Origin of the sequence: Streptomyces racemochromogenes (genome assembly GCF_044129415.1) — a bacterium.
Classification (GTDB): domain Bacteria; phylum Actinomycetota; class Actinomycetes; order Streptomycetales; family Streptomycetaceae; genus Streptomyces; species Streptomyces racemochromogenes_A.
Genome location: NZ_JBBDHD010000003.1, coordinates 45811 through 64811, shown reverse-complemented (window position 1 = coordinate 64811; position 19001 = coordinate 45811). Strand labels below are relative to the sequence as shown.

General features: G+C 70.6%; 18 protein-coding genes. 9 read left to right on the top strand and 9 right to left on the bottom strand.

Translation table 11 applies throughout. The annotated features are described in order from the left end of the window. Positions 1-46 precede the first annotated feature (46 nt). The 6 genes from murJ (at position 47) to trxA (ending at position 7237) form a co-directional block, all read left to right on the top strand. Positions 47-2221, top strand: coding sequence for a murein biosynthesis integral membrane protein MurJ (gene murJ, locus WDV06_RS02015; RefSeq protein WP_395507827.1), 2175 nt, complete (start codon positions 47-49; stop codon positions 2219-2221). A gap of 117 nt (positions 2222-2338) precedes the next feature. After that, a complete protein-coding gene (locus tag WDV06_RS02010) occupies positions 2339-4054 on the top strand; it encodes a protein kinase family protein (protein ID WP_395507826.1) in 1716 nt (571 codons plus the stop codon). Positions 4055-4081: 27 nt separating this feature from the next. After that, a complete protein-coding gene (sigM, locus tag WDV06_RS02005; RefSeq protein ID WP_395507825.1) occupies positions 4082-4783 on the top strand; it encodes an RNA polymerase sigma factor SigM in 702 nt (233 codons plus the stop codon). After that, entirely contained in the window at positions 4780-5739 is a 960-nt protein-coding gene (locus WDV06_RS02000; protein WP_395507824.1) for an anti-sigma factor family protein, read from the top strand. Before sigM ends, WDV06_RS02000 begins: the two co-directional genes overlap by 4 nt. 147 nt (positions 5740-5886) lie before the next feature. After that, positions 5887-6846 carry a thioredoxin-disulfide reductase gene (gene trxB / locus WDV06_RS01995; RefSeq protein WP_395507823.1) on the top strand — a complete coding sequence of 320 codons (960 nt, stop codon included), beginning with the start codon at positions 5887-5889 and terminating at the stop codon, positions 6844-6846. Positions 6847-6895: 49 nt separating this feature from the next. Next, positions 6896-7237 carry a thioredoxin gene (gene trxA / locus WDV06_RS01990; RefSeq protein WP_395507822.1) on the top strand — a complete coding sequence of 114 codons (342 nt, stop codon included), beginning with the start codon at positions 6896-6898 and terminating at the stop codon, positions 7235-7237. A gap of 73 nt (positions 7238-7310) precedes the next feature. On the opposite strand, the gene WDV06_RS01985 is transcribed toward trxA, so the two are convergent. The 9 genes from WDV06_RS01985 to rpmH form a co-directional block, all read right to left on the bottom strand. After that, entirely contained in the window at positions 7311-7934 is a 624-nt protein-coding gene (locus WDV06_RS01985) for a GNAT family N-acetyltransferase (protein ID WP_395507821.1), read from the bottom strand. An 85-nt stretch (positions 7935-8019) separates the two neighbouring features. Then, a complete protein-coding gene (locus tag WDV06_RS01980) occupies positions 8020-9105 on the bottom strand; it encodes a ParB/RepB/Spo0J family partition protein (RefSeq protein ID WP_395507820.1) in 1086 nt (361 codons plus the stop codon). Continuing rightward, complete coding sequence (locus WDV06_RS01975) at positions 9102-10220, bottom strand: ParA family protein (RefSeq protein ID WP_395507819.1); 1119 nt, start codon at positions 10218-10220, stop codon at positions 9102-9104. The genes WDV06_RS01980 and WDV06_RS01975 overlap by 4 nt, the downstream gene beginning before the upstream one ends. A 266-nt stretch (positions 10221-10486) precedes the next feature. Then, positions 10487-11203, bottom strand: coding sequence for a 16S rRNA (guanine(527)-N(7))-methyltransferase RsmG (gene rsmG, locus WDV06_RS01970; RefSeq protein WP_042810509.1), 717 nt, complete (start codon positions 11201-11203; stop codon positions 10487-10489). A 117-nt stretch (positions 11204-11320) separates the two neighbouring features. Beyond that, positions 11321-11833, bottom strand: a complete 513-nt coding sequence (locus WDV06_RS01965) for a Jag family protein (protein WP_395507818.1) — start codon at positions 11831-11833, stop codon at positions 11321-11323. A 14-nt stretch (positions 11834-11847) separates the two neighbouring features. Next, entirely contained in the window at positions 11848-12954 is a 1107-nt protein-coding gene (gene yidC, locus WDV06_RS01960; RefSeq protein WP_395507817.1) for a membrane protein insertase YidC, read from the bottom strand. Between the two features lie 3 nt (positions 12955-12957). After that, entirely contained in the window at positions 12958-13239 is a 282-nt protein-coding gene (gene yidD / locus WDV06_RS01955) for a membrane protein insertion efficiency factor YidD (RefSeq protein ID WP_395507816.1), read from the bottom strand. Continuing rightward, positions 13236-13610 carry a ribonuclease P protein component gene (rnpA, locus tag WDV06_RS01950; RefSeq protein ID WP_395507815.1) on the bottom strand — a complete coding sequence of 125 codons (375 nt, stop codon included), beginning with the start codon at positions 13608-13610 and terminating at the stop codon, positions 13236-13238. Before rnpA ends, yidD begins: the two co-directional genes overlap by 4 nt. Before the next feature lie 21 nt (positions 13611-13631). Next, positions 13632-13769: a 50S ribosomal protein L34 gene (rpmH, locus tag WDV06_RS01945; protein WP_018547628.1), complete on the bottom strand. Its 138-nt coding sequence runs from the start codon at positions 13767-13769 to the stop codon at positions 13632-13634. Positions 13770-14128: 359 nt separating this feature from the next. Between rpmH and dnaA the strand changes: the two genes are divergently transcribed. The 3 genes from dnaA (at position 14129) to gnd (ending at position 18999) form a co-directional block, all read left to right on the top strand. Next, positions 14129-15937 (top strand): chromosomal replication initiator protein DnaA, encoded by a 1809-nt coding sequence (gene dnaA, locus WDV06_RS01940; protein ID WP_395507814.1) that lies wholly within the window; start codon positions 14129-14131, stop codon positions 15935-15937. Between the two features lie 862 nt (positions 15938-16799). Then, a complete protein-coding gene (gene dnaN / locus WDV06_RS01935; RefSeq protein WP_344160297.1) occupies positions 16800-17930 on the top strand; it encodes a DNA polymerase III subunit beta in 1131 nt (376 codons plus the stop codon). Between the two features lie 193 nt (positions 17931-18123). Beyond that, positions 18124-18999, top strand: a complete 876-nt coding sequence (gnd, locus tag WDV06_RS01930) for a phosphogluconate dehydrogenase (NAD(+)-dependent, decarboxylating) (RefSeq protein ID WP_395507813.1) — start codon at positions 18124-18126, stop codon at positions 18997-18999. The last annotated feature ends 2 nt before the right edge of the window (positions 19000-19001 follow it).

Here is a 19001-nt window from a genome sequence, read left to right as displayed (position 1 = left end):
GCGATGCCGTGGCCGGTCGGCCTGGGGACGATGAGGTGGGGTTGCGATGAACGCGCCGTACGACGGTGACCGCGCGCAGGGCGCCGGCGGGCCTGGGCCCTCCCGGGGCACTGCCCCCGGCACTCCGGTGCCGGGGCAGGTTCCGCCGCCCGCGCCGGCGCCGGACCACGACCCGTACGTCCAGGACGCCTACGACCACGACCCCTACCGGTCGCAGGACCTGTCGGCCCAGGACCCCGTGACCGAGGCCCTCTACGACCGTGCCTCGCACCCCCCGCCGCCGCCGGGCACCTACCAGGAGCCCGGTCCGCTCTACGCGGCCCCGCAGGCGCCCTCGCACGGGCCCGACCCCCGCGTCTGGGCCCAGACCCCGCCGCCCGAGCCGGACGGCCCGTCCCGCCACCTGCCCTACGGCGACCGCGCGGCGACGACGCAGTTCGTCGGGGTGGACTCGCTCGTGACCGGCGCCTCGGACGAGGAGCCCGAGCCCGACGCCTTCACCCACCTCTACCGCGACCAGCAGGCGGCCCCCGGCGCCCCCGCCGAGGAGCCCCCGGTCGCGGCCCCGGCCCCGAGCAAGCCCGCCGGCAAGGCGTCCAGCCTGCTCAAGTCCAGCGCGCTGATGGCGGCCGGCACGATCGTCTCCCGCATCACCGGCTTCGCCCGCACCCTGGTCATCGCGGGCGCCATCGGCGTCGCCACCCTCAACGACTCCTACCAGGTCGCCAACACCCTGCCGACGATGATCTACGTCCTCGTCGGCGGCGGCGCCCTCAACGCCGTGTTCATCCCGCAGCTCGTCCGCGCCATGAAGAACGACGACGACGGCGGCGAGGCCTACGCCAACCGCCTGCTCACCCTCGTCATCACGCTGCTCGGCGCGGTCACCACCATCTGCGTCCTCGCGGCCCCGCTCTTCATCCGCCTGATGTCGCCGACGATCGCCGGCGATCCCAAGCGCCTCGACGTCGCCGTGGCCTTCGCCCACTACTGCCTGCCCACCATGTTCTTCATGGGCGTGCACGTGGTGCTCGGTCAGATCCTCAACGCCCGCGGCCGGTTCGGCGCGATGATGTGGACCCCCGTCCTCAACAACATCGTCGTCATCGCCACCTTCGGCGCCTTCATCTGGGCCTTCGGCGGGTTCACCTCCTCCGGGGTGTCCGAGGCGACCATCACCCCCGAGGGCGTCCGGCTCCTGGGCATCGGCACCCTGCTCGGCCTCGCCGTCCAGTCCCTCGCGATGCTGCCCTACCTGCGCGACGCCGGCTTCAGGATGCGCCTGCGCTTCGACTGGAAGGGCCACGGCCTCGGCAAGGCGGCCGGCCTGGCCAAGTGGACGTTCTTCTTCGTCCTCGCCAACCAGATCGGCCTCGTCGTCGTCACCCAGCTCGCCACCGCGGCCGGCACGGCCGCCGAGAAGCTGGGCCACGGCGGTACCGGCATCACCGCCTACAACTACGCCCTGCTGCTCTGGCAGATGCCGCAGGCGATCATCACCGTCTCCGTCATGACGGCCGTCCTGCCCCGCATCTCCCGCTCCGCCCACGACGGCGACGCCGCCGCCGTCCGCGACGACATCTCCTACGGCCTGCGCACCTCGGCCGTCGCCATCGTGCCCTGCGCCTTCGCGTTCCTCGCGCTGGGCGTCCCGATGGCCACCCTGCTCTACGCCAGCGCCGGCAAGGACGCCGTGAACATCGGCTACGTCCTGATGGCCTTCGGCCTCGGCCTGATCCCGTACTCCGTCCAGTACGTGGTGCTGCGCGGGTTCTACGCCTACGAGGACACCCGGACCCCCTTCTACAACACCGTCATCGTCGCGGCGGTCAACGCCGGCGTCTCCGCGCTCGCCTACTTCCTCCTGCCCGCGCGCTGGGCGGTCGTGGGCATGGCCGCCGCGTACGGCCTCGGCTACGTGGTCGGCGTCGGCGTCGCCTGGCGGCGCCTCAAGGCCCGCCTCGGCGGCGACCTCGACGGCGCCCACGTCATGCGCACCTACACCCGCCTGATCGGCGCGTGCGTCCCGGCCGCCGCGGTGGCGGGCGCCGCCGCCTACGGGGTCACGCAGGTCCTGGGCAGCGGGGCCCTCGGCTCCCTCGCCTCCCTGGTCGCCGGCGGCATCGCGCTGGGGGCCGTGTTCCTCCTCGCCGCCAAGCGCATGCGCATCGAAGAGCTCAACTCCATGGTCGGAATGGTCCGCGGCCGACTGGGTCGCTGATGCGCACAACCGTCGGGCCCCATCGTGTGTCGTGCATAGCGCCGGACTGTGGGCACAATTGGCATGGCTTCGCAGACTGGCCGACAGCGCGCAACGGATGGGGAGGCAGGGACGACGGTGGCGGAACGTAGCACAGCTGCCGTCGACGTGGCCGACAACAGCGGCGACCAGCCGCTGGCCGCAGATGCGGCCAAGGCCACGGCCGACGGGGTGGACACCCAGGACGGACGAGCCGCGGACGAGCCCATGCCCGAAAAGGACGGCGAACGCAGGAGCGCGGCACCCGCGGCCGCGCCGGAACTCCACAGCGGCCACAAGCTCGCCCGGCGCTACCGGCTGGAGGAGTGCGTCACCCGTCTGGACGGATTCAGCAGCTGGCGCGCGATGGACGAGAAGCTGCGCCGCGCCGTCGGGGTGCACCTGCTGCCCGCCGACCACCCCCGCGCCCGGACGGTCCTGGCCGCGGCCCGCTCCTCCGCCCTGCTCGGCGACCCCCGGTTCGTCCAGGTCCTCGACGCCGTCGAGGAGAACGACCTCGTCTACGTCGTCCACGAATGGCTGCCGGACGCCACCGAGCTCACCGCCGTCCTCGCCGCCGGCACGCTGGAGCCCCACGAGGCCTACCAGCTGGTCAGCCAGGTCTCCCAGGCCATGGCCGCCGCCCACCGCGAGGGCCTGGCCCACCTGCGCCTGACCCCCAGCGCGATACTGCGGACCTCCACGGGCCAATACCGCATCCGCGGCCTCGCCGTGAACGCCGCCCTGCGCGGCATCACCAGCGACACCCCGCAGCGGGCGGACACCGAGGCCATCGGGGCGCTGCTGTACGCGGCGCTCACCCAGCGCTGGCCGTACGAGAACGACGCCTACGGCCTGCGCGGCCTGCCCAAGGGCGTCGGCCTGCTCGCCCCCGACCAGGTCCGGGCCGGCGTCCACCGCGGCCTCGGCGAACTCGCCATGCGCGCCCTCGCCAACGACGGGGCCACCGCCTCCCGGCAGGAGCCCGCCTGCACCACCCCGGAGGAACTGGCCAAGGCCGTCGCGGCGATGCCCCGCATCAAGCCGCCCGAGCCGGCCTTCACGGCCCCGCCGGAGTACCAGCACACCACGTACCAGCAGGGCAGCTACGGCCGCCCGGCTCCCGTCGGCATGCCCACGGCCCCGATCAGCGTGCCGGTGCCCCCGCCTCCGCCGTTGCAGAGCCGTACGGGCCGCGCCCTGAAATGGGGCGTCGCCGCCCTCCTGATCGCCGCCCTGGGCCTGGGCAGCTGGCAGCTCGCCGACGCCCTCCTGGACCACGGCAAGCAGAACAACAGCGAGACCACCCAGCCCCAGCAGCAGGGCCCCGCCCCGGAGAAGAAGGAACCGGCGCCGCTCGCCATCAAGGACGCGAAGGAGTACGCCCCCGACGGCGTCCCGCAGAACGCGGGTGACGTCGACAAGACGTACGACGGGGACACCTCCACGTACTGGCGGACCAAGAGCTTCTCCGACGGACCGAAGATCGTGATCAAGCCCGGCGTCGGGATCGTCTACGACCTCGGCTCCGAGCAGGAGGTCAAGGAGGTCTCGATAGGGCTCAGGCACCCGGGCGACCACACCACCCTGACGCTCTACGCGGCCGACTCCCTGTCCCCGAGCAGCGCCGTCGACTCGAAGAAGAAGATCGCGGGCACCACCACGAAGGACGGCAGCGTCAAGCTGACCGTGCAGAAGCCGGTCAAGACCCGCTACGTGCTCCTGTGGATCACCGAGATGCCGTACGCCGGCTACGACAACTACAGCGGCGCCGGCTACAAGCAGGGCATCACGGACGTGAAGTTCAAGGGCTGACGTACGGCAGGGGAGGGGGGCTCACCGTTGGACGAAGCCGCGACCGGCGAGCGCAGCGACCAGGATCTCCTTTCCCTGCACGTCGCCGGGGACCCCGATGCCTTCGGGGAGCTGGTGCGGCGGCACCGGGACCGGCTGTGGGCCGTCGCGGTGCGGACCCTGGGGGACCGTGAGGAGGCGGCCGACGCCGTTCAGGACGCCCTGGTCTCCGCCTACCGGGCCGCCCACACCTTCCGCGGGGACTCCGCGGTGACCACCTGGCTGCACCGGATCACCGTCAACGCCTGCCTGGACCGTGCCCGCAAGGCCGCCTCGCGCCGGACCGCCCCCCTCGACGACACGGACCGCCTGGAGCGGCTCCTGGAGCCCCACGAGTCCGCCGAGGCCCCCGCGGAACGACAGGACCTCCACCGCCAGCTCCTGGCCGCGCTGGCCACCCTGCCCGCCGACCAGCGGGCCGCCCTCGTCCTCGTCGACATGCAGGGCTACCCCGTCGCCGAAGCCGCAGCCGTCCTCGACGTCCCCGTCGGGACCGTGAAGAGCCGGTGTGCGCGCGGCCGGGCGAAACTCCTCCCCCTCCTCACTCATCTGCGCACGAATGCCGGGGATAACACCGCCACCGGGCGGGGAAGGAACCGGACGCCGGGGGCACCCGTCCCATCTGCGGCAGAACCCAGGCATCCCGAACCAGACCCAGACCCTGTGAAGGGCGGAGGTGGACGACCGTGACCCCCACGACCGGCACTGCCGGCACGATCCGGCACCCGGAGGTCTCGGAGATCTCCGACCTGACCGAAGGGCTCCTCTCCCCCTCCCGCACCACCGAGGTCCGCCGCCACCTCGCGGCCTGCGCCCTGTGCGCCGACGTCCTGGCCTCCCTGGAGGAGATCCGCTCTCTGCTGGGCACCCTGCCCGGGCCGCCGCGCATGCCCTCCGACATCGCCGGGCGCATCGACGCGGCCCTCGCCGCCGAGGCCCTGCTCGACTCCACCGCCTCCCGGGCCGAAGCCGTGTCCGCTTCCCGGCAGCACCCCGTGGACGACGTTTCACGTGAAACACCGGCCCCCGACCCCGGCCGGACCGGGGCCCGCCGGCCTGCGGGTCACCCGTCCGGCGCAACGGGGCCCGGCCGCCGGCGCGCCCGCCGCCGGATCGCCGTCCTCGCGGGCCTGGCAGGGGCGGCCGCCTGCGTACTCGGCGTCGTCCTCTTCAACGGGCTGACGGGAACCGGTGGCCACGACACCGCCACGAGCAACAACACCGTGCGGGCCGCCGGCTCGGCCGCCCCCGGGGAGTACACCGCCCAGGGACTCCAGCAGAACGTCCATCGGCTCCTGGCCTCCGGTCCCGCCACGGACGCGCCCACCACCGCTCCCCGGGACTCGAACCGGACCATGGAGCTGGAGAACCCCTCCGCCGGTCTGGCCCCCGCCGAACGACCGGGCTCACCGGAGCCGGCCGCGAACGCGGTGCCCCCCTGTGTGCAGCGGGCCACCGGCCGCACCGAGACGCCGCTGGCCGCCGAGCCGGGCCGCTACCAGGGCACCCAGGTGTACCTCGTGGTCCTTCCCCATGCGCAGGACCCCGCCCTCGTGGACGTCTACCTCGTGCCCGCGGGCTGCGCCGAGACCCCCGCCGCGACCCCCGAAAGGCCTCTCTTGACCCGAACCTACCCCCGGAGCTGAAGGGTTCCGCGGGCGGCGCCCGGCGCATTCGGAGGCAGAGGGTGACGGGCCGGGAATGCGCGCGCCGTAGGATCCGTTGGGTGGGGTGAGAGTCCGCACCGGCCCCCGGTAGGCAGCGCGAAGTCCGCAGAGACGAGGAAAGAACCCGTGAGCGACGTACGAAACGTGATCATCATCGGCTCCGGGCCGGCCGGTTACACGGCCGCCCTGTACACCGCCCGCGCTTCGCTCAACCCGCTGGTCTTCGAGGGTGCCGTCACCGCCGGCGGCGCGCTGATGAACACCACCGAGGTCGAGAACTTCCCGGGCTTCCGGGACGGCATCATGGGTCCGGACCTCATGGACAACATGCGCGCGCAGGCCGAGCGCTTCGGCGCCGAGCTCGTCCCCGACGACGTCGTCTCCGTGGACCTCACCGGTGAGATCAAGACCGTCACCGACACCGCCGGCACGGTCCACCGCGCCAAGGCCGTGATCGTCACCACCGGCTCGCAGCACCGCAAGCTGGGCCTGCCCAACGAGGACGCGCTCTCCGGTCGCGGTGTCTCCTGGTGCGCGACCTGCGACGGGTTCTTCTTCAAGGACCAGGACATCGCCGTGGTCGGCGGCGGCGACACCGCGATGGAGGAGGCGACCTTCCTCTCCCGGTTCGCCAAGTCCGTCACGATCGTCCACCGCCGTGACACCCTGCGCGCCTCCAAGGCCATGCAGGACCGCGCCTTCGCCGACCCGAAGATCAGCTTCGCGTGGGACAGCGAGGTCGCCGGGATCCACGGCGAGCAGAAGCTCTCCGGCCTGACGCTGCGCAACACCAAGACCGGCGAGACCTCCGAGCTGCCCGTGACCGGCCTGTTCATCGCCGTCGGCCACGACCCGCGCACCGAGCTCTTCACCGGCCAGCTCGACCTGGACGACGAGGGCTACCTCAAGGTCGACGCGCCCTCGACGCGCACCAACCTCTCCGGTGTCTTCGGCGCCGGCGACGTCGTGGACCACACCTACCGTCAGGCGATCACCGCCGCCGGCACCGGCTGCTCCGCCGCCCTCGACGCGGAGCGCTTCCTCGCGGCCCTCTCGGACGCCGAGCCCGCCGCCGCGACCGTCTGATCCCGCTCCACCCCCCTACACCCCACCCCGCAGGAAGAAGGAGGCCGCTGTGGCCGGCACCCTCAAGAACGTGACCGACGCCGACTTCGACACCGAGGTCCTTCGCAGCGACAAGCCCGTGCTCGTGGACTTCTGGGCCGAGTGGTGCGGTCCGTGCCGCCAGATCGCCCCCTCCCTGGAGGCGATCGCGGCCGAGTACGGCGACCAGATCGAGATCGTCAAGCTCAACATCGACCAGAACCCCGCCACGGCCGCCAAGTACGGCGTCATGTCCATCCCGACGCTGAACGTCTACCAGGGCGGCGAGGTCGCCAAGACCATCGTCGGCGCCAAGCCGAAGGCCGCCATCCTGCGCGACCTGGACGGTTTCATCGAGGTCAAGACCGCCTGACCCGTCGTGTGTTTCACGTGAAACGGGGCCGACCCTACGAGGGGCCGGCCCCGTTTCGCATGGCCGGTGACCGTCACAGGGGCCGCAGCACCGGTTCCTTCCGCGCCCTCGCCCCGCCCAGCAGCCGGTCCAGGGCCAGTTCCACGTCTTCCTTCCACGACAGCGTCGTGCGCAACTCCAGCCGCAACCGCGGATGGGCCGGATGGGGGCGTACCGTCTTGAAGCCCACCGCCAGCAGATGGTCGGCCGGCAGCAGGCAGGCAGGTCTCTCCCAGCGGGCGTCGCCGAAGGCCTCGATGGCCTTGAAGCCCCGCCGCAACAGGTCCTTGGCGACCGTCTGGACCATCACCCGGCCCAGGCCCTGCCCCTGATAGCCCGGCATGATCCAGGCGGTGATCAGCTGCACGGCGTCCGGGGAGACCGGGCTCGTCGGGAAGGACGCGGCACGCGGTACGTAGGCGGGAGGAGCGTAGAGGACGAAGCCCACGGGGACATCGTCCACGTAGACCACCCGGCCGCAGGATCCCCAGTCCAGGAGGACGGCGGAGATCCACGCCTCCTTCTCCAGTTCCGCGGTACCCGCTTTCACGGCAGCTTCGCCGGTGACGGGATCGAGCTCCCAGAACACACAGCTCCGGCAACGCCCGGGCAGGTCCTGGAGGTTGTCCAGCGTGAGCGGTACGAGCCGACGACCCATGACCGCATCGTAACCACTGCCCCCTGCTTCTTCGAGGGTGGACATCTCGACAAACAGGGGGCAGTGGGAAACGCGAGGGGAGGAACTACTCCCCGGAGAGGCCCTGCTCCAGTACCCGGCCCTCGCCCGGCGCCAGGGTTCCCAGGATCCGCTCCAGATCCTCCATCGACGCGAACTCGACGGTGATCTTGCCCTTCTTCTGGCCCAGGTCGACCTTCACCCGGGTCTCGAACCGGTCCGACAGACGTGTCGCGAGCTCGCTGAGCGCAGGCGACACCCGGCCGCCGGCCCGCGGGCCCTTGGGCTTCACGGTGCTCGAAGGCTCCGAGCCCAGCAGGGCGACGATCTCCTCGACCGCGCGCACCGAGAGCCCCTCGGCCACGATCCGCTGCGCGAGACGGTCCTGTTCCTCGGTGTCCTCCACCGACAGCAGGGCCCGGGCGTGACCCGCCGACAGCACCCCGGCGGCCACCCGGCGCTGCACCTGGGGCGAGAGCTTCAGCAGGCGCAGGGTGTTCGAGACCTGCGGACGCGAGCGCCCGATCCGGTCGGCCAGCTGGTCGTGGGTGCAGTTGAACTCCCGGAGGAGCTGGTCGTAGGCGGCCGCCTCCTCCAGCGGGTTCAGCTGCGCCCGGTGCAGGTTCTCCAGGAGGGCGTCGAGCAGGAGCTTCTCGTCGTCCGTCGCCCGGATGATCGCGGGGATGGTCTCCAGCCCCGCCTCGCGGCAGGCACGCCAGCGCCGCTCGCCCATGATCAGCTCATAGCGGCCGGGGGACGCCGCCTGCCGGACGACCACCGGCTGGAGCAGGCCCACCGTCTGGATCGAGGTCACCAGTTCCGCGAGGGCGTCCTCGTCGAACACCTCGCGCGGCTGCTTCGGGTTGGGCGTGATGGCGTCCAGCGGAAGCTCCGCGAACGTCGCGCCGGCCACCGCGTCCGCCTGCGGCTGCGGCGGCGCCGCTTCCGGCTCCAGCGGCATCAATGTTTCACGTGAAACATCGGCCTGCGACAGCGCTGCGAGCTTCGCCGCGGCGATGCCCCGTTCCGACGTCAGGACCGGTACCGCCGACGGGGACGTGGACCCCGCGCCCATCGTCGGCGTCTTCTCCTGGGGAGCGGCCGGGATCAGCGCGCCGAGCCCCCGCCCCAGACCCCTACGTCGCTCACTCACTGGATCCCCTCCGCCATGCTCTGCGTGCTGTTCATGCCCGCGCCCAGGTGGGCGTTCTGGGCGTCGTAATGGATTCCGGCTCCCCGGAGCGCGATCTCGCGCGCCGCCTCCATGTAGGAGAGGGCCCCGCTGGAACCCGGGTCGTATGTGAGGACCGTCTGCCCGTAGCTCGGGGCCTCGGAGATGCGCACCGACCGCGGGATGCTCGTACGCAGCACCTCCTTGCCGAAGTGCGTGCGCACCTCCTCCGCCACCTGCGAGGCCAGCCGCGTCCTGCCGTCGTACATCGTCAGCAGGATCGTGGACACGTGCAGGGTCGGGTTCAGGTGGGCCCGCACCAGGTCGACGTTGCGCAGGAGCTGGCCCAGCCCCTCCAGGGCGTAGTACTCGCACTGGATGGGGATCAGTACTTCCGCGCCCGCCACGAGGGCGTTCACGGTCAGGAGCCCCAGGGAGGGCGGGCAGTCGATCAGGATGTAGTCGAGCGGCTGCTCGTATGCCTGGATCGCCCGCTGGAGCCGGCTCTCGCGGGCCACCAGCGAGACCAGCTCGATCTCGGCGCCCGCGAGGTCGATGGTCGCCGGAGCGCAGAAGAGGCCCTCCACGTCCACCACCGGCTGGACGACCTCCAGCAGCGGTCGGCTGTCGACGAGCACGTCGTAGATGGAGGGCACGTCCGCGTGGTGGTCGATCCCCAGCGCCGTGGAGGCGTTGCCCTGGGGGTCGAGGTCGATCACGAGCACCCGCGCGCCGTGCTGCGCCAGGGAGGCCGCCAGGTTCACGGTCGTCGTGGTCTTGCCGACGCCGCCCTTCTGGTTGGCGACCACCATGATCCGGGTCTCCGCCGGCCGGGGCAGGGGCACACCGGTACGGCCGATGGACTCGACCGCCAGCTGTGCGGCACGACCGATCGGGGTGTCCTCGTCGTTGTCCACGAGGGGCGCGGGCGCTTCCGACCCGGCCACCGCCGGGGGTGCGCCCAGCGAAACGTCGTCGCCTGGCGGTTCAGAGCGGGGACCGGGGACCGGATCGGCCATCGGCCCCGCGAGGTTGGCGTCGGACCGCACGGTGTCACTCTCCTCGGCAGCGGGCTCGCGATGAACAGAGCCTGCCATGCCACCCGGGTGGTGAACCAGCGGGGCCCGTGCTCCTGTGGATGAATCCACCGTTGTGGACAACTCCGTCACCCCCGCGTCCCGGCGGGGGCGGGGGGCCGCAGCAGCCCGGCCGCGGCTGATGATTCCGTGCAGCAGAGAGCGACGTTTCACGTGAAACACGATGCCGGGACGGAGTCTTCAGCCCTCTACGACACTCCGAAATCCATACCTATAGGCATCAAACCGCCCCGCATCGCCCCTTCCGCGTGGCGCTCAGGAGGCCGTCAGCGGCGCCGACGCGTCCGGCCGACCCGCGCCGCCTTCGCCCGCTTGGCCGCGAACCGCACCCCGCCGGGGCTCTCCCCGACCTCCACCCGGACCACCGTGGACAGGGGGTCGACCACCCCTTCTCCGACCTGGAGCACTGAGGTCTTCACCACACCGAGCTTGCTGAGCGCGACCTTCGCCGAGACCAGCTCCTCCTCGGCCGTGTCGCCCTTGAGCGCCAGCATCTCGCCGTAGGGACGCAGCAGCGGCACGCCCCACCCCGCCAGCCGGTCCAGGGGGGCAACCGCCCGCGCCGTGACCACGTGCACCGGCTGGACCTTGCCGAGCACTTCCTCGGCCCGGCCGCGCACCACCGTGACGTGGTCCAGACCCAGCAGCTCCACGGCCTCCTGGAGGAAGGTCGTGCGGCGCAGCAGCGGCTCCAGCAGAGTGATCTTCAGGTCCCGCCGGACCAGGGCGAGCGGGATGCCGGGCAGGCCGGCGCCCGAGCCCACGTCGCACACGGTGACGCCCGCGGGCACCACCTCGGAGAGCACCGCGCAGTTCAGCAGGTGCCGTTCCCACAGCCGGGGAACCTCACGGGGCCCGATGAGGCCTCGTTTGACGCCCGCGTCCGCGAGCAGCTCCGCATACCGCACAGCTTCCGGGAAAAACTCACCGAACACCGCGCGCGCCTCTTCAGGCGCCGGGGGAAGCTCCGCTGCCTCCGTCACGGGGACCGTCCTTCCGTACAGAACCGCTCGCGCCACATCCGTGGTCGCTCGACTGCCAGGCTTACAAACATCGGCCCCGCCTGCGACACAGGCGGGGCCGACTCACAACATTCCGGGTCAGGCCGGAAGCACAACGACGAAGCGCTGCGGCTCCTCGCCCTCGGACTCGCTCTTGAGGCCGGCGGCGGCCACCGCGTCGTGGACGACCTTCCGCTCGAACGGGGTCATCGGAGCCAGCTTCAGCGGCTCGCCCGAGGCCTTCACGTCCGCCGCGGCCTTGGCGCCCAGGGCGGCCAGCTCCGCGCGCTTCCTGGCCCGGAAGCCCGCGATGTCCAGCATCAGCCGGCTCCGGTCCCCGGTCTCCCGGTGGACCGCGAGGCGGGTCAGCTCCTGGAGGGCCTCCAGGACCTCGCCGTCGCGACCCACGAGCTTCTGCAGGTCGCGGCTGGCCGAGTCGCTGACGATCGACACCGAGGCGCGGTCGGCCTCGACGTCCATGTCGATGTCGCCGTCGAGATCGGCGATGTCCAGCAGCCCCTCAAGGTAGTCGGCCGCGATCTCGCCCTCCTGCTCAAGGCGGGTGAGGGTGTCGCCACTCTCAGCGGCGGCGGTGGTGGTGCCTTCCGTCACGGGAGGGACTCCTTCTACTTCTTGGAGGGCTTGCTGGGGGGCGTCTGGCGCTTCGACTTCGACTGCCGCTTGGGCTGCTGCCGCTTGGTCGCGACACCGCCGCTCGCCGCGTCCGCGTCCGCGGTGGCCTCGGAACTCCTGACCACGGAACCGTCGGCCTGCGCGGCCATGCCCTGCTTCGACAGCGCGGTGATGAACTTGCGCTCGTTGTCGTTGCGGTCCGGGCCCTTGGCCACGATCGCCGCGACGATCTTCTTCTTGCTCCGGCCCTTGACGTCCCCGTGGGTGGAGACGTGCTTCAGCAGTCGGGTCAGGTACTGGTCCTGGGCCTTGCTGCCCGGGGTCGGGTTCTGGTTGATCACGTACATCTGCTGGCCCATGGTCCACACGTTGGTGGTCAGCCAGTACACGAGGACACCGACGGGGAAGTTGATGCCCATCACGGCGAAGATCACCGGGAAGATGTACATGAGCATCTTCTGCTGCTGCATGAACGGCGTCTTGACCGAGAGGTCCACGTTCTTCTGCATCAGCTGGCGCTGCGTGTAGAACTGCGACAGCGACATCAGGACGATCATGACCGCCGTCACGATCCGGACGTCGGTGATCGAGGCACCCAGGGAGGCGGCCTTCTCGGCGCTGTCCGTGAACTTCGCGGCCAGCGGGGCGCCGAAGATGTGCGCCTGACGCGCGCTCTCCAGGAGCGACTGGTTGATGACGCCGATGGTCTGGCCGTTGGCGATGGCCGAGAGCACGTGGTACAGCGCGAAGAAGAACGGGGACTGCGCCAGGATGGGAAGGCACGAGGAGAGCGGGTTGGTACCCGTCTCCTTGTACAGCTTCATCATCTCTTCGGACTGGCGCTGCTTGTCGTTCTTGTAGCGCTCCTGGATCGCCTTCATCTTCGGCTGGAGCGCCTGCATGCCACGCGTCGCCTTGATCTGCTTCACGAAGAGCGGGATCAGGCAGATGCGGATCAAGACCACCAGGGACACGATGGACAGGCCCCAGGCCCAACCGCTGTCCGGCCCGAAGATCGCGCCGTACAGGCTGTGGAACTGGACGATGACCCACGAGACTGGCGTGGTGATAAAGCTGAACAGACTGGCAATCGTGTCCACTAATCAGGCTCCTTGAGCATTGCGAGGTCGACGCAACGCACTGCGCAGCTGCTCGTGCCAACGCGGGCGTTTACGGGGTGGGACGTGGTCCACACCACCCGCGGACCACGGGTTGCACCGCAGGATCCGCCAGGCGGTCAGGGCCGTCCCCTTCACCGCACCATGCCGGTCGATGGCCGTGAACCCGTAGCGCGAGCACGAGGGGTAATAGCGGCACACCGGCCCGAGCAGCGGACTGATCGTCCACTGGTACAGCTTGATCAAAGCGAGCAGCGGGTACTTCATCGAGCCACGCCTCCGAGGAGCCGCACCAGAGCGGCGTCCAGGTCCCGGGCCAATTCGTCGACGCCGGCCTCACCCGCTCCGGGCAACGCCCGCACCACCACCAGGCTACCGGCGGGCAGCACGGAGAGGCGCTCCCGTACGAGGTGACGCAGACGACGCTTGACCCGGTTACGGATCACCGCGACGCCGACGGCCTTGCTGACGACGAAACCCGCACGCGGCGAGGGATGAGTCTCCCCCGGCTCGTGCGGGTCCGTGGCACCGCTGGTACGTAGGTGGACGACGAGGAGCGGGCGACCGGCCCGGCGGCCTCGGCGTACCGCGCTCGCGAAGTCCTCGCGCCGCCTCAGCCGATTTTCGGGAGACAGCACGACGTCACGACCTGCGTGTTGTTACGCGGAGAGGGCGGCGCGGCCCTTGCTGCGGCGGTTCGCCAGGATGGCGCGACCGGCGCGGGTACGCATACGCAGGCGGAAGCCGTGGGTCTTGGCACGACGGCGGTTGTTCGGCTGGAAGGTGCGCTTGCTCACTCGGGGGCTCCAGAAAATGAATCGTTGTGGCGGTACATCGCCTGGCTGTCACCGTGCGCCCACGAGGAACTCGCGTGTTCGCCCGAGTGGACACCGCTAAATGATCACGGTCAGTGATCTTCGCCCATCGGTAGGCAGGCGGCAGCAGCCATCGACAACTCGACCTCGCTACGGTACGCGGGGCTACGCCATCCGGTCAAACCGAGCGCCCTCTGCCCCACACTGTGCACAGGCTGTGGACAACGACTTGAACCGCACCCACCGGCCTGACTACCGTTGTCTGATCCCCGTTTTTTGTCCCGACCGTCCCAAAGAACCACACATTCGTGGGACGAGGGACCTGTGAGAGAGCGTGCTCTGTGGCTGACGTACCTGCCGATCTTGCCGCAGTGTGGCCACGCGTGCTCGAAAAGCTGCTCGGCGAGGGTCAGCAGGGGATCGAGCCGAAGGACAAGCAGTGGGTGGAGCGCTGCCAGCCGCTGGCCCTCGTCGCCGACACCGCCCTGCTCGCCGTCCCCAACGAATGGGGCAAGCGGGTCCTGGAGGGCCGGCTCGCCCCGCTGATCAGCGACGCGCTCAGCCGCGAGTGCGGCCGCCCGATCCGGATCGCCATCACCGTGGACGACTCCGCCGGCGAGCCCGCGCCCCCCGCCGCGCCCGCCCCCTCCTCCCGCGAGTCCTACGAGCCCTACGGCGGCCAGCGCCCCGGGTCCGGCCCCGGCGAGGAGCAGCTGCCCACGGCCCGCCCCGCCTACCCGGAGTACCAGCAGCCGCGCCCCGAGCCCGGCGCCTGGCCCCGCGGCGGCCAGGACGACTACGGCTGGCAGCAGCAGCGCTTCCCCGAGCGGGACCCCTACGCCTCCCCGCAGCCCGGCTACCTCCAGCAGCCGGAGGCAGGCGGCTACGACCAGGGCGGTTACGAGCAGCAGAAGTACGAGCCGCCCTCCTACGAGCAGCAGCCGTACGAGGGGGGCACGTACGAGCCCCAGAAGTACGAGCAGAAGGGGTACGAGCAGCAGTCCTACGACCAGCCGTCGTACGAGCAGCCGGCCGCCCGGCCCGCCCCGGGCCGGCCGACGCCCGCGCCGCCGCCGTCGGCCCCGTCCGGCGGCTCCACCTCGGGTCCGCTGGAGCCGACCGCCCGGCTCAACCCCAAGTACCTCTTCGACACCTTCGTCATCGGTGCCTCCAACCGCTTCGCGCACGCCGCCGCGGTGGCCGTCGCCGAGGCGCCGGCGAAGGCGTACAACCCCCTTTTCATCTACGGGGAGTCGGGTCTCGGCAAGACGCACCTGCTGCACGCCATCGGGCACTACGCGCGGAGCCTCTACCCCGGCACCCGGGTGCGGTACGTGAGCTCGGAGGAGTTCACCAACGAGTTCATCAACTCCATCCGCGACGGCAAGGGCGACGCGTTCCGCAAGCGCTACCGCGAGATGGACATCCTGCTCGTCGACGACATCCAGTTCCTCGCGAGCAAGGAGTCGACGCAGGAGGAGTTCTTCCACACCTTCAACACGCTCCACAACGCCAACAAGCAGATCGTGCTGTCCTCCGACCGGCCGCCCAAGCAGCTCGTCACCTTGGAGGACCGGCTCCGCAACCGCTTCGAGTGGGGCCTGATCACCGACGTCCAGCCGCCCGAGCTGGAGACGCGGATCGCGATCCTGCGCAAGAAGGCCGTCCAGGAGCAGCTCAACGCCCCGCCGGAGGTACTGGAGTTCATCGCCTCGCGGATCTCGCGCAACATCCGCGAGCTGGAGGGGGCGCTGATCCGGGTGACGGCGTTCGCGAGCCTCAACCGGCAGCCGGTGGACCTGGGGCTGACCGAGGACGTCCTCAAGAACCTGATCCCCGGCGGCGAGGACAGCGCGCCCGAGATCACGGCCGCCGACATCATGGCGGCCACCGCGGACTACTTCGGCCTGACCGTGGACGACCTGTGCGGATCCTCGCGCAGCCGGGTCCTGGTGACGGCGCGGCAGATCGCCATGTACCTGTGCCGCGAGCTCACGGACCTCTCCCTGCCGAAGATCGGCGCCCAGTTCGGCGGCCGCGACCACACCACCGTCATGCACGCGGACCGCAAGATCCGCGCCCTGATGGCGGAGCGGCGCTCCATCTACAACCAGGTCACCGAGCTCACCAACCGCATCAAGAACGGCTGACGGCGGCCCCCGGCCGGCGCGTCGGGGGCCTCTCGAACCCCACACAGGGCGCTCCCGGATCCCACCGGGGGCGCCCTTCGTCGTTCGCGCGCCCCTGCTCTGTTCGAATACGCCCCCGGGAGCGGCAGTTGTCCACAGATTCCCCAACTTTCTTCCGTCCACAGCATGGGGACAGCGATCCTCGCCCACAATCTGTCCACAGGAGCACCGGTTGAGGGTCCATCAGCCCAGGTCACACGGCTGTGGAATTGTGCGCAAGCGTCATCCACAGGCTGTGGACAGAAAAATCATCCACAGGCTCATCCACTCCTCCGTCCACCGCCGACTCACAGGTTCCCGCATCCTGTGCACAGGTTCCCGACGGTTCTCCACACCGTTGTCCACTGTTCGGCAAGCGGCCCCCTCCCCTCACCTCCAAGAGTGAAAGCCGTCACACGGATGTCGACGTTTCGCCTGTGGACTTCTGGGGAAAAGCTGGGGACACACCTGTGGAGTAGTGCGGGTCCCCTGGGGACGGCCTGTGCAGAACTTTCCTTTCTCCACAGAGACACCGTGTTGTCCACCGGTGCCACCCACAGGGTGTGGGGATAAAAAACCCGGCATGACCTGCGAGAACGAGCTTTTCCACCGTTTCCACAGGCCCTACTACTACCCCCATAGACAGTTAGCGCGGATTCGGTTTTCAAGCAGGGCCTGTGCACAACTCGTCGAGCGGCCGTCCCGCCGCCTCGCTCCCGACTTGACCGCCAGCCGCAACGACTGTCGGCGCCGTACGTCAGACTGGTCACCGGCATCGGTCGAGGCATCGACGACCGACGACGAAGGCCGGCAGACGAGCGAGCAACAGCAGGAGGCGGTTCCGGTGAAGATCCGGGTGGAGCGCGACGTACTCGCGGAGGCGGTGGCCTGGGCTGCACGCAGCCTCCCGGCCCGGCCGCCGGTGCCCGTGCTCGCGGGCCTGCTGCTCAAGGCCGAGGACGGGACCCTGTCCCTCTCCGGCTTCGACTACGAGGTCTCGGCCCGCGTCTCCGTCGAGGCGGACGTGGAGGAGGACGGCACCGTCCTCGTCTCCGGCCGGCTCCTCGCCGACATCTGCCGCGCCCTCCCCAACCGTCCGGTGGAGATTTCCACAGACGGTGTACGGGCGACCGTGGTCTGCGGCTCCTCGCGGTTTACCCTCCACACCCTGCCTGTGGAGGAGTACCCGGCACTCCCGCAGATGCCCACCGCCACCGGCACCGTCCCCGGCGAGGTCTTCGCCTCCGCCGCCGCCCAGGTGGCCATCGCCGCCGGCCGCGACGACACGCTGCCCGTGCTGACCGGTGTCCGCATCGAGATCGAGGGCGACCGCGTCACCCTGGCCTCCACCGACCGCTACCGCTTCGCGGTCCGCGAGTTCCTGTGGAAGCCGGAGAACCCGGACGCCTCGGCCGTGGCCCTGGTGCCCGCCAAGACCCTCCTCGACACCGCCAAGTCCCTCACCAGCGGTGACACCGTCACCCTGGCGCTCTCCGGCTCCGGCCAGGGCGAGGGCCTCATCGGCTTCGAGGGCGCGGGCCGCCGCACCACCACCCGCCTGCTCGAAGGCGACCTGCCGAAGTACCGCACGCTCTTCCCGACGGAGTTCAACTCGGTCGCCGTGATCGAGACCGCCCCGTTCGTCGAGGCCGTCAAGCGCGTGGCCCTGGTCGCCGAGCGCAACACCCCCGTCCGCCTCAGCTTCGAGCAGGGCGTCCTCATCCTGGAGGCCGGCTCCAGCGACGACGCACAGGCTGTGGAGCGCGTCGACGCGACGCTGGAGGGCGACGACATCTCCATCGCCTTCAACCCGACCTTCCTGCTCGACGGCCTCAGCGCGATCGACTCGCCGGCCGCCCAGCTCAGCTTCACCACGTCGACCAAGCCCGCGCTGCTCAGCGGCCGCCCCGCGGTCGACGCCGAGGCGGACGAGGCCTACAAGTACCTGATCATGCCGGTCCGCCTCTCCGGCTGACCCCCGTCCGGTACGCGGACGCCGGGCCCGGTCCCGCACCAGCGGGGCCGGGCCCGCGCCGTGCGGAGCGCCCCGCGCCACCGCCCGGCGTAGGCTCGGACCCGGCGGGCCGCCCAGGAGAAAACGGCCGGAAACCACCCGGCCCCCGGGCAGCCCCGATACAGACGGCCCCAACGCTTAAGGAACCCACCTGATGGAGCTCGGTCTCGTCGGTCTCGGCAAGATGGGCGGCAACATGCGCGAGCGCATCCGCCGCGCAGGCCACACCGTCATCGGATACGACCGCAACCCGGACCTCGCGGATGTCCACAGCCTGCGGGAGCTTGTGGACAGCCTCCAGGCCCCCCGCGTGGTGTGGGTCATGGTCCCGGCAGGCGCCGCGACGCAGTCCACCGTGGACGAGCTGGCGGAGCTGCTCTCCCCCGGCGACGTCGTCGTGGACGGCGGCAACTCCCGCTGGACGGACGACGAGAAGCACGCCAAGGAGCTGGAGGCCAAGGGCATCGGCTTCGTCGACTGCGGCGTCTCCGGCGGCGTCTGGGGCCTGGAGAACGGCTACGCGCTGATGTACGGCGGCGACGAGAAGCACGTCGCGGCCGTCCAGCCGATCTTCGACGCCCTCAAGCCCGAGGGTGACTTCGGCTCGGTGCACGCGGGCAAGGTCGGCGCCGGCCACTTCGCGAAGATGGTCCACAACGGCATCGAGTACGCCATGATGCAGGCCTACGCCGAGGGCTGGGAGCTCCTGGAGAAGGTGGACTCGGTCACCGACGTCCGCGAGGTGTTCCGCTCCTGGCAGCAGGGCACGGTCATCCGCTCCTGGCTGCTGGACCTGGCCGTCAACGCGCTGGACGAGGACGAGCACCTCGACCAGCTCCGGGGCTTCGCCCAGGACTCGGGCGAGGGCCGCTGGACCGTCGAGGCGGCGATCGACAACGCGGTGCCGCTCCCGGCGATCACCGCCTCCCTCTTCGCCCGCTTCGCGTCCCGCCAGGACGACTCCCCGCAGATGAAGATGATCGCGGCGCTGCGCAACCAGTTCGGCGGCCACGCGGTCGAGAAGAAGTAACC

Bases quoted from the DNA above. Each gene is read 5' to 3' on its own strand.
- murJ (WP_395507827.1), top strand. From the start codon at position 47: ATGAACGCGCCGTACGACGGTGACCGCGCGCAGGGCGCCGGCGGGCCT.
- gnd (WP_395507813.1), top strand. From the start codon at position 18,124: ATGGAGCTCGGTCTCGTCGGTCTCGGCAAGATGGGCGGCAACATGCGC.
- WDV06_RS01975 (WP_395507819.1), bottom strand. From the start codon at position 10,220: ATGGCAGGCTCTGTTCATCGCGAGCCCGCTGCCGAGGAGAGTGACACC.
- WDV06_RS01985 (WP_395507821.1), bottom strand. From the start codon at position 7,934: ATGGGTCGTCGGCTCGTACCGCTCACGCTGGACAACCTCCAGGACCTG.
- yidD (WP_395507816.1), bottom strand. From the start codon at position 13,239: ATGAAGTACCCGCTGCTCGCTTTGATCAAGCTGTACCAGTGGACGATC.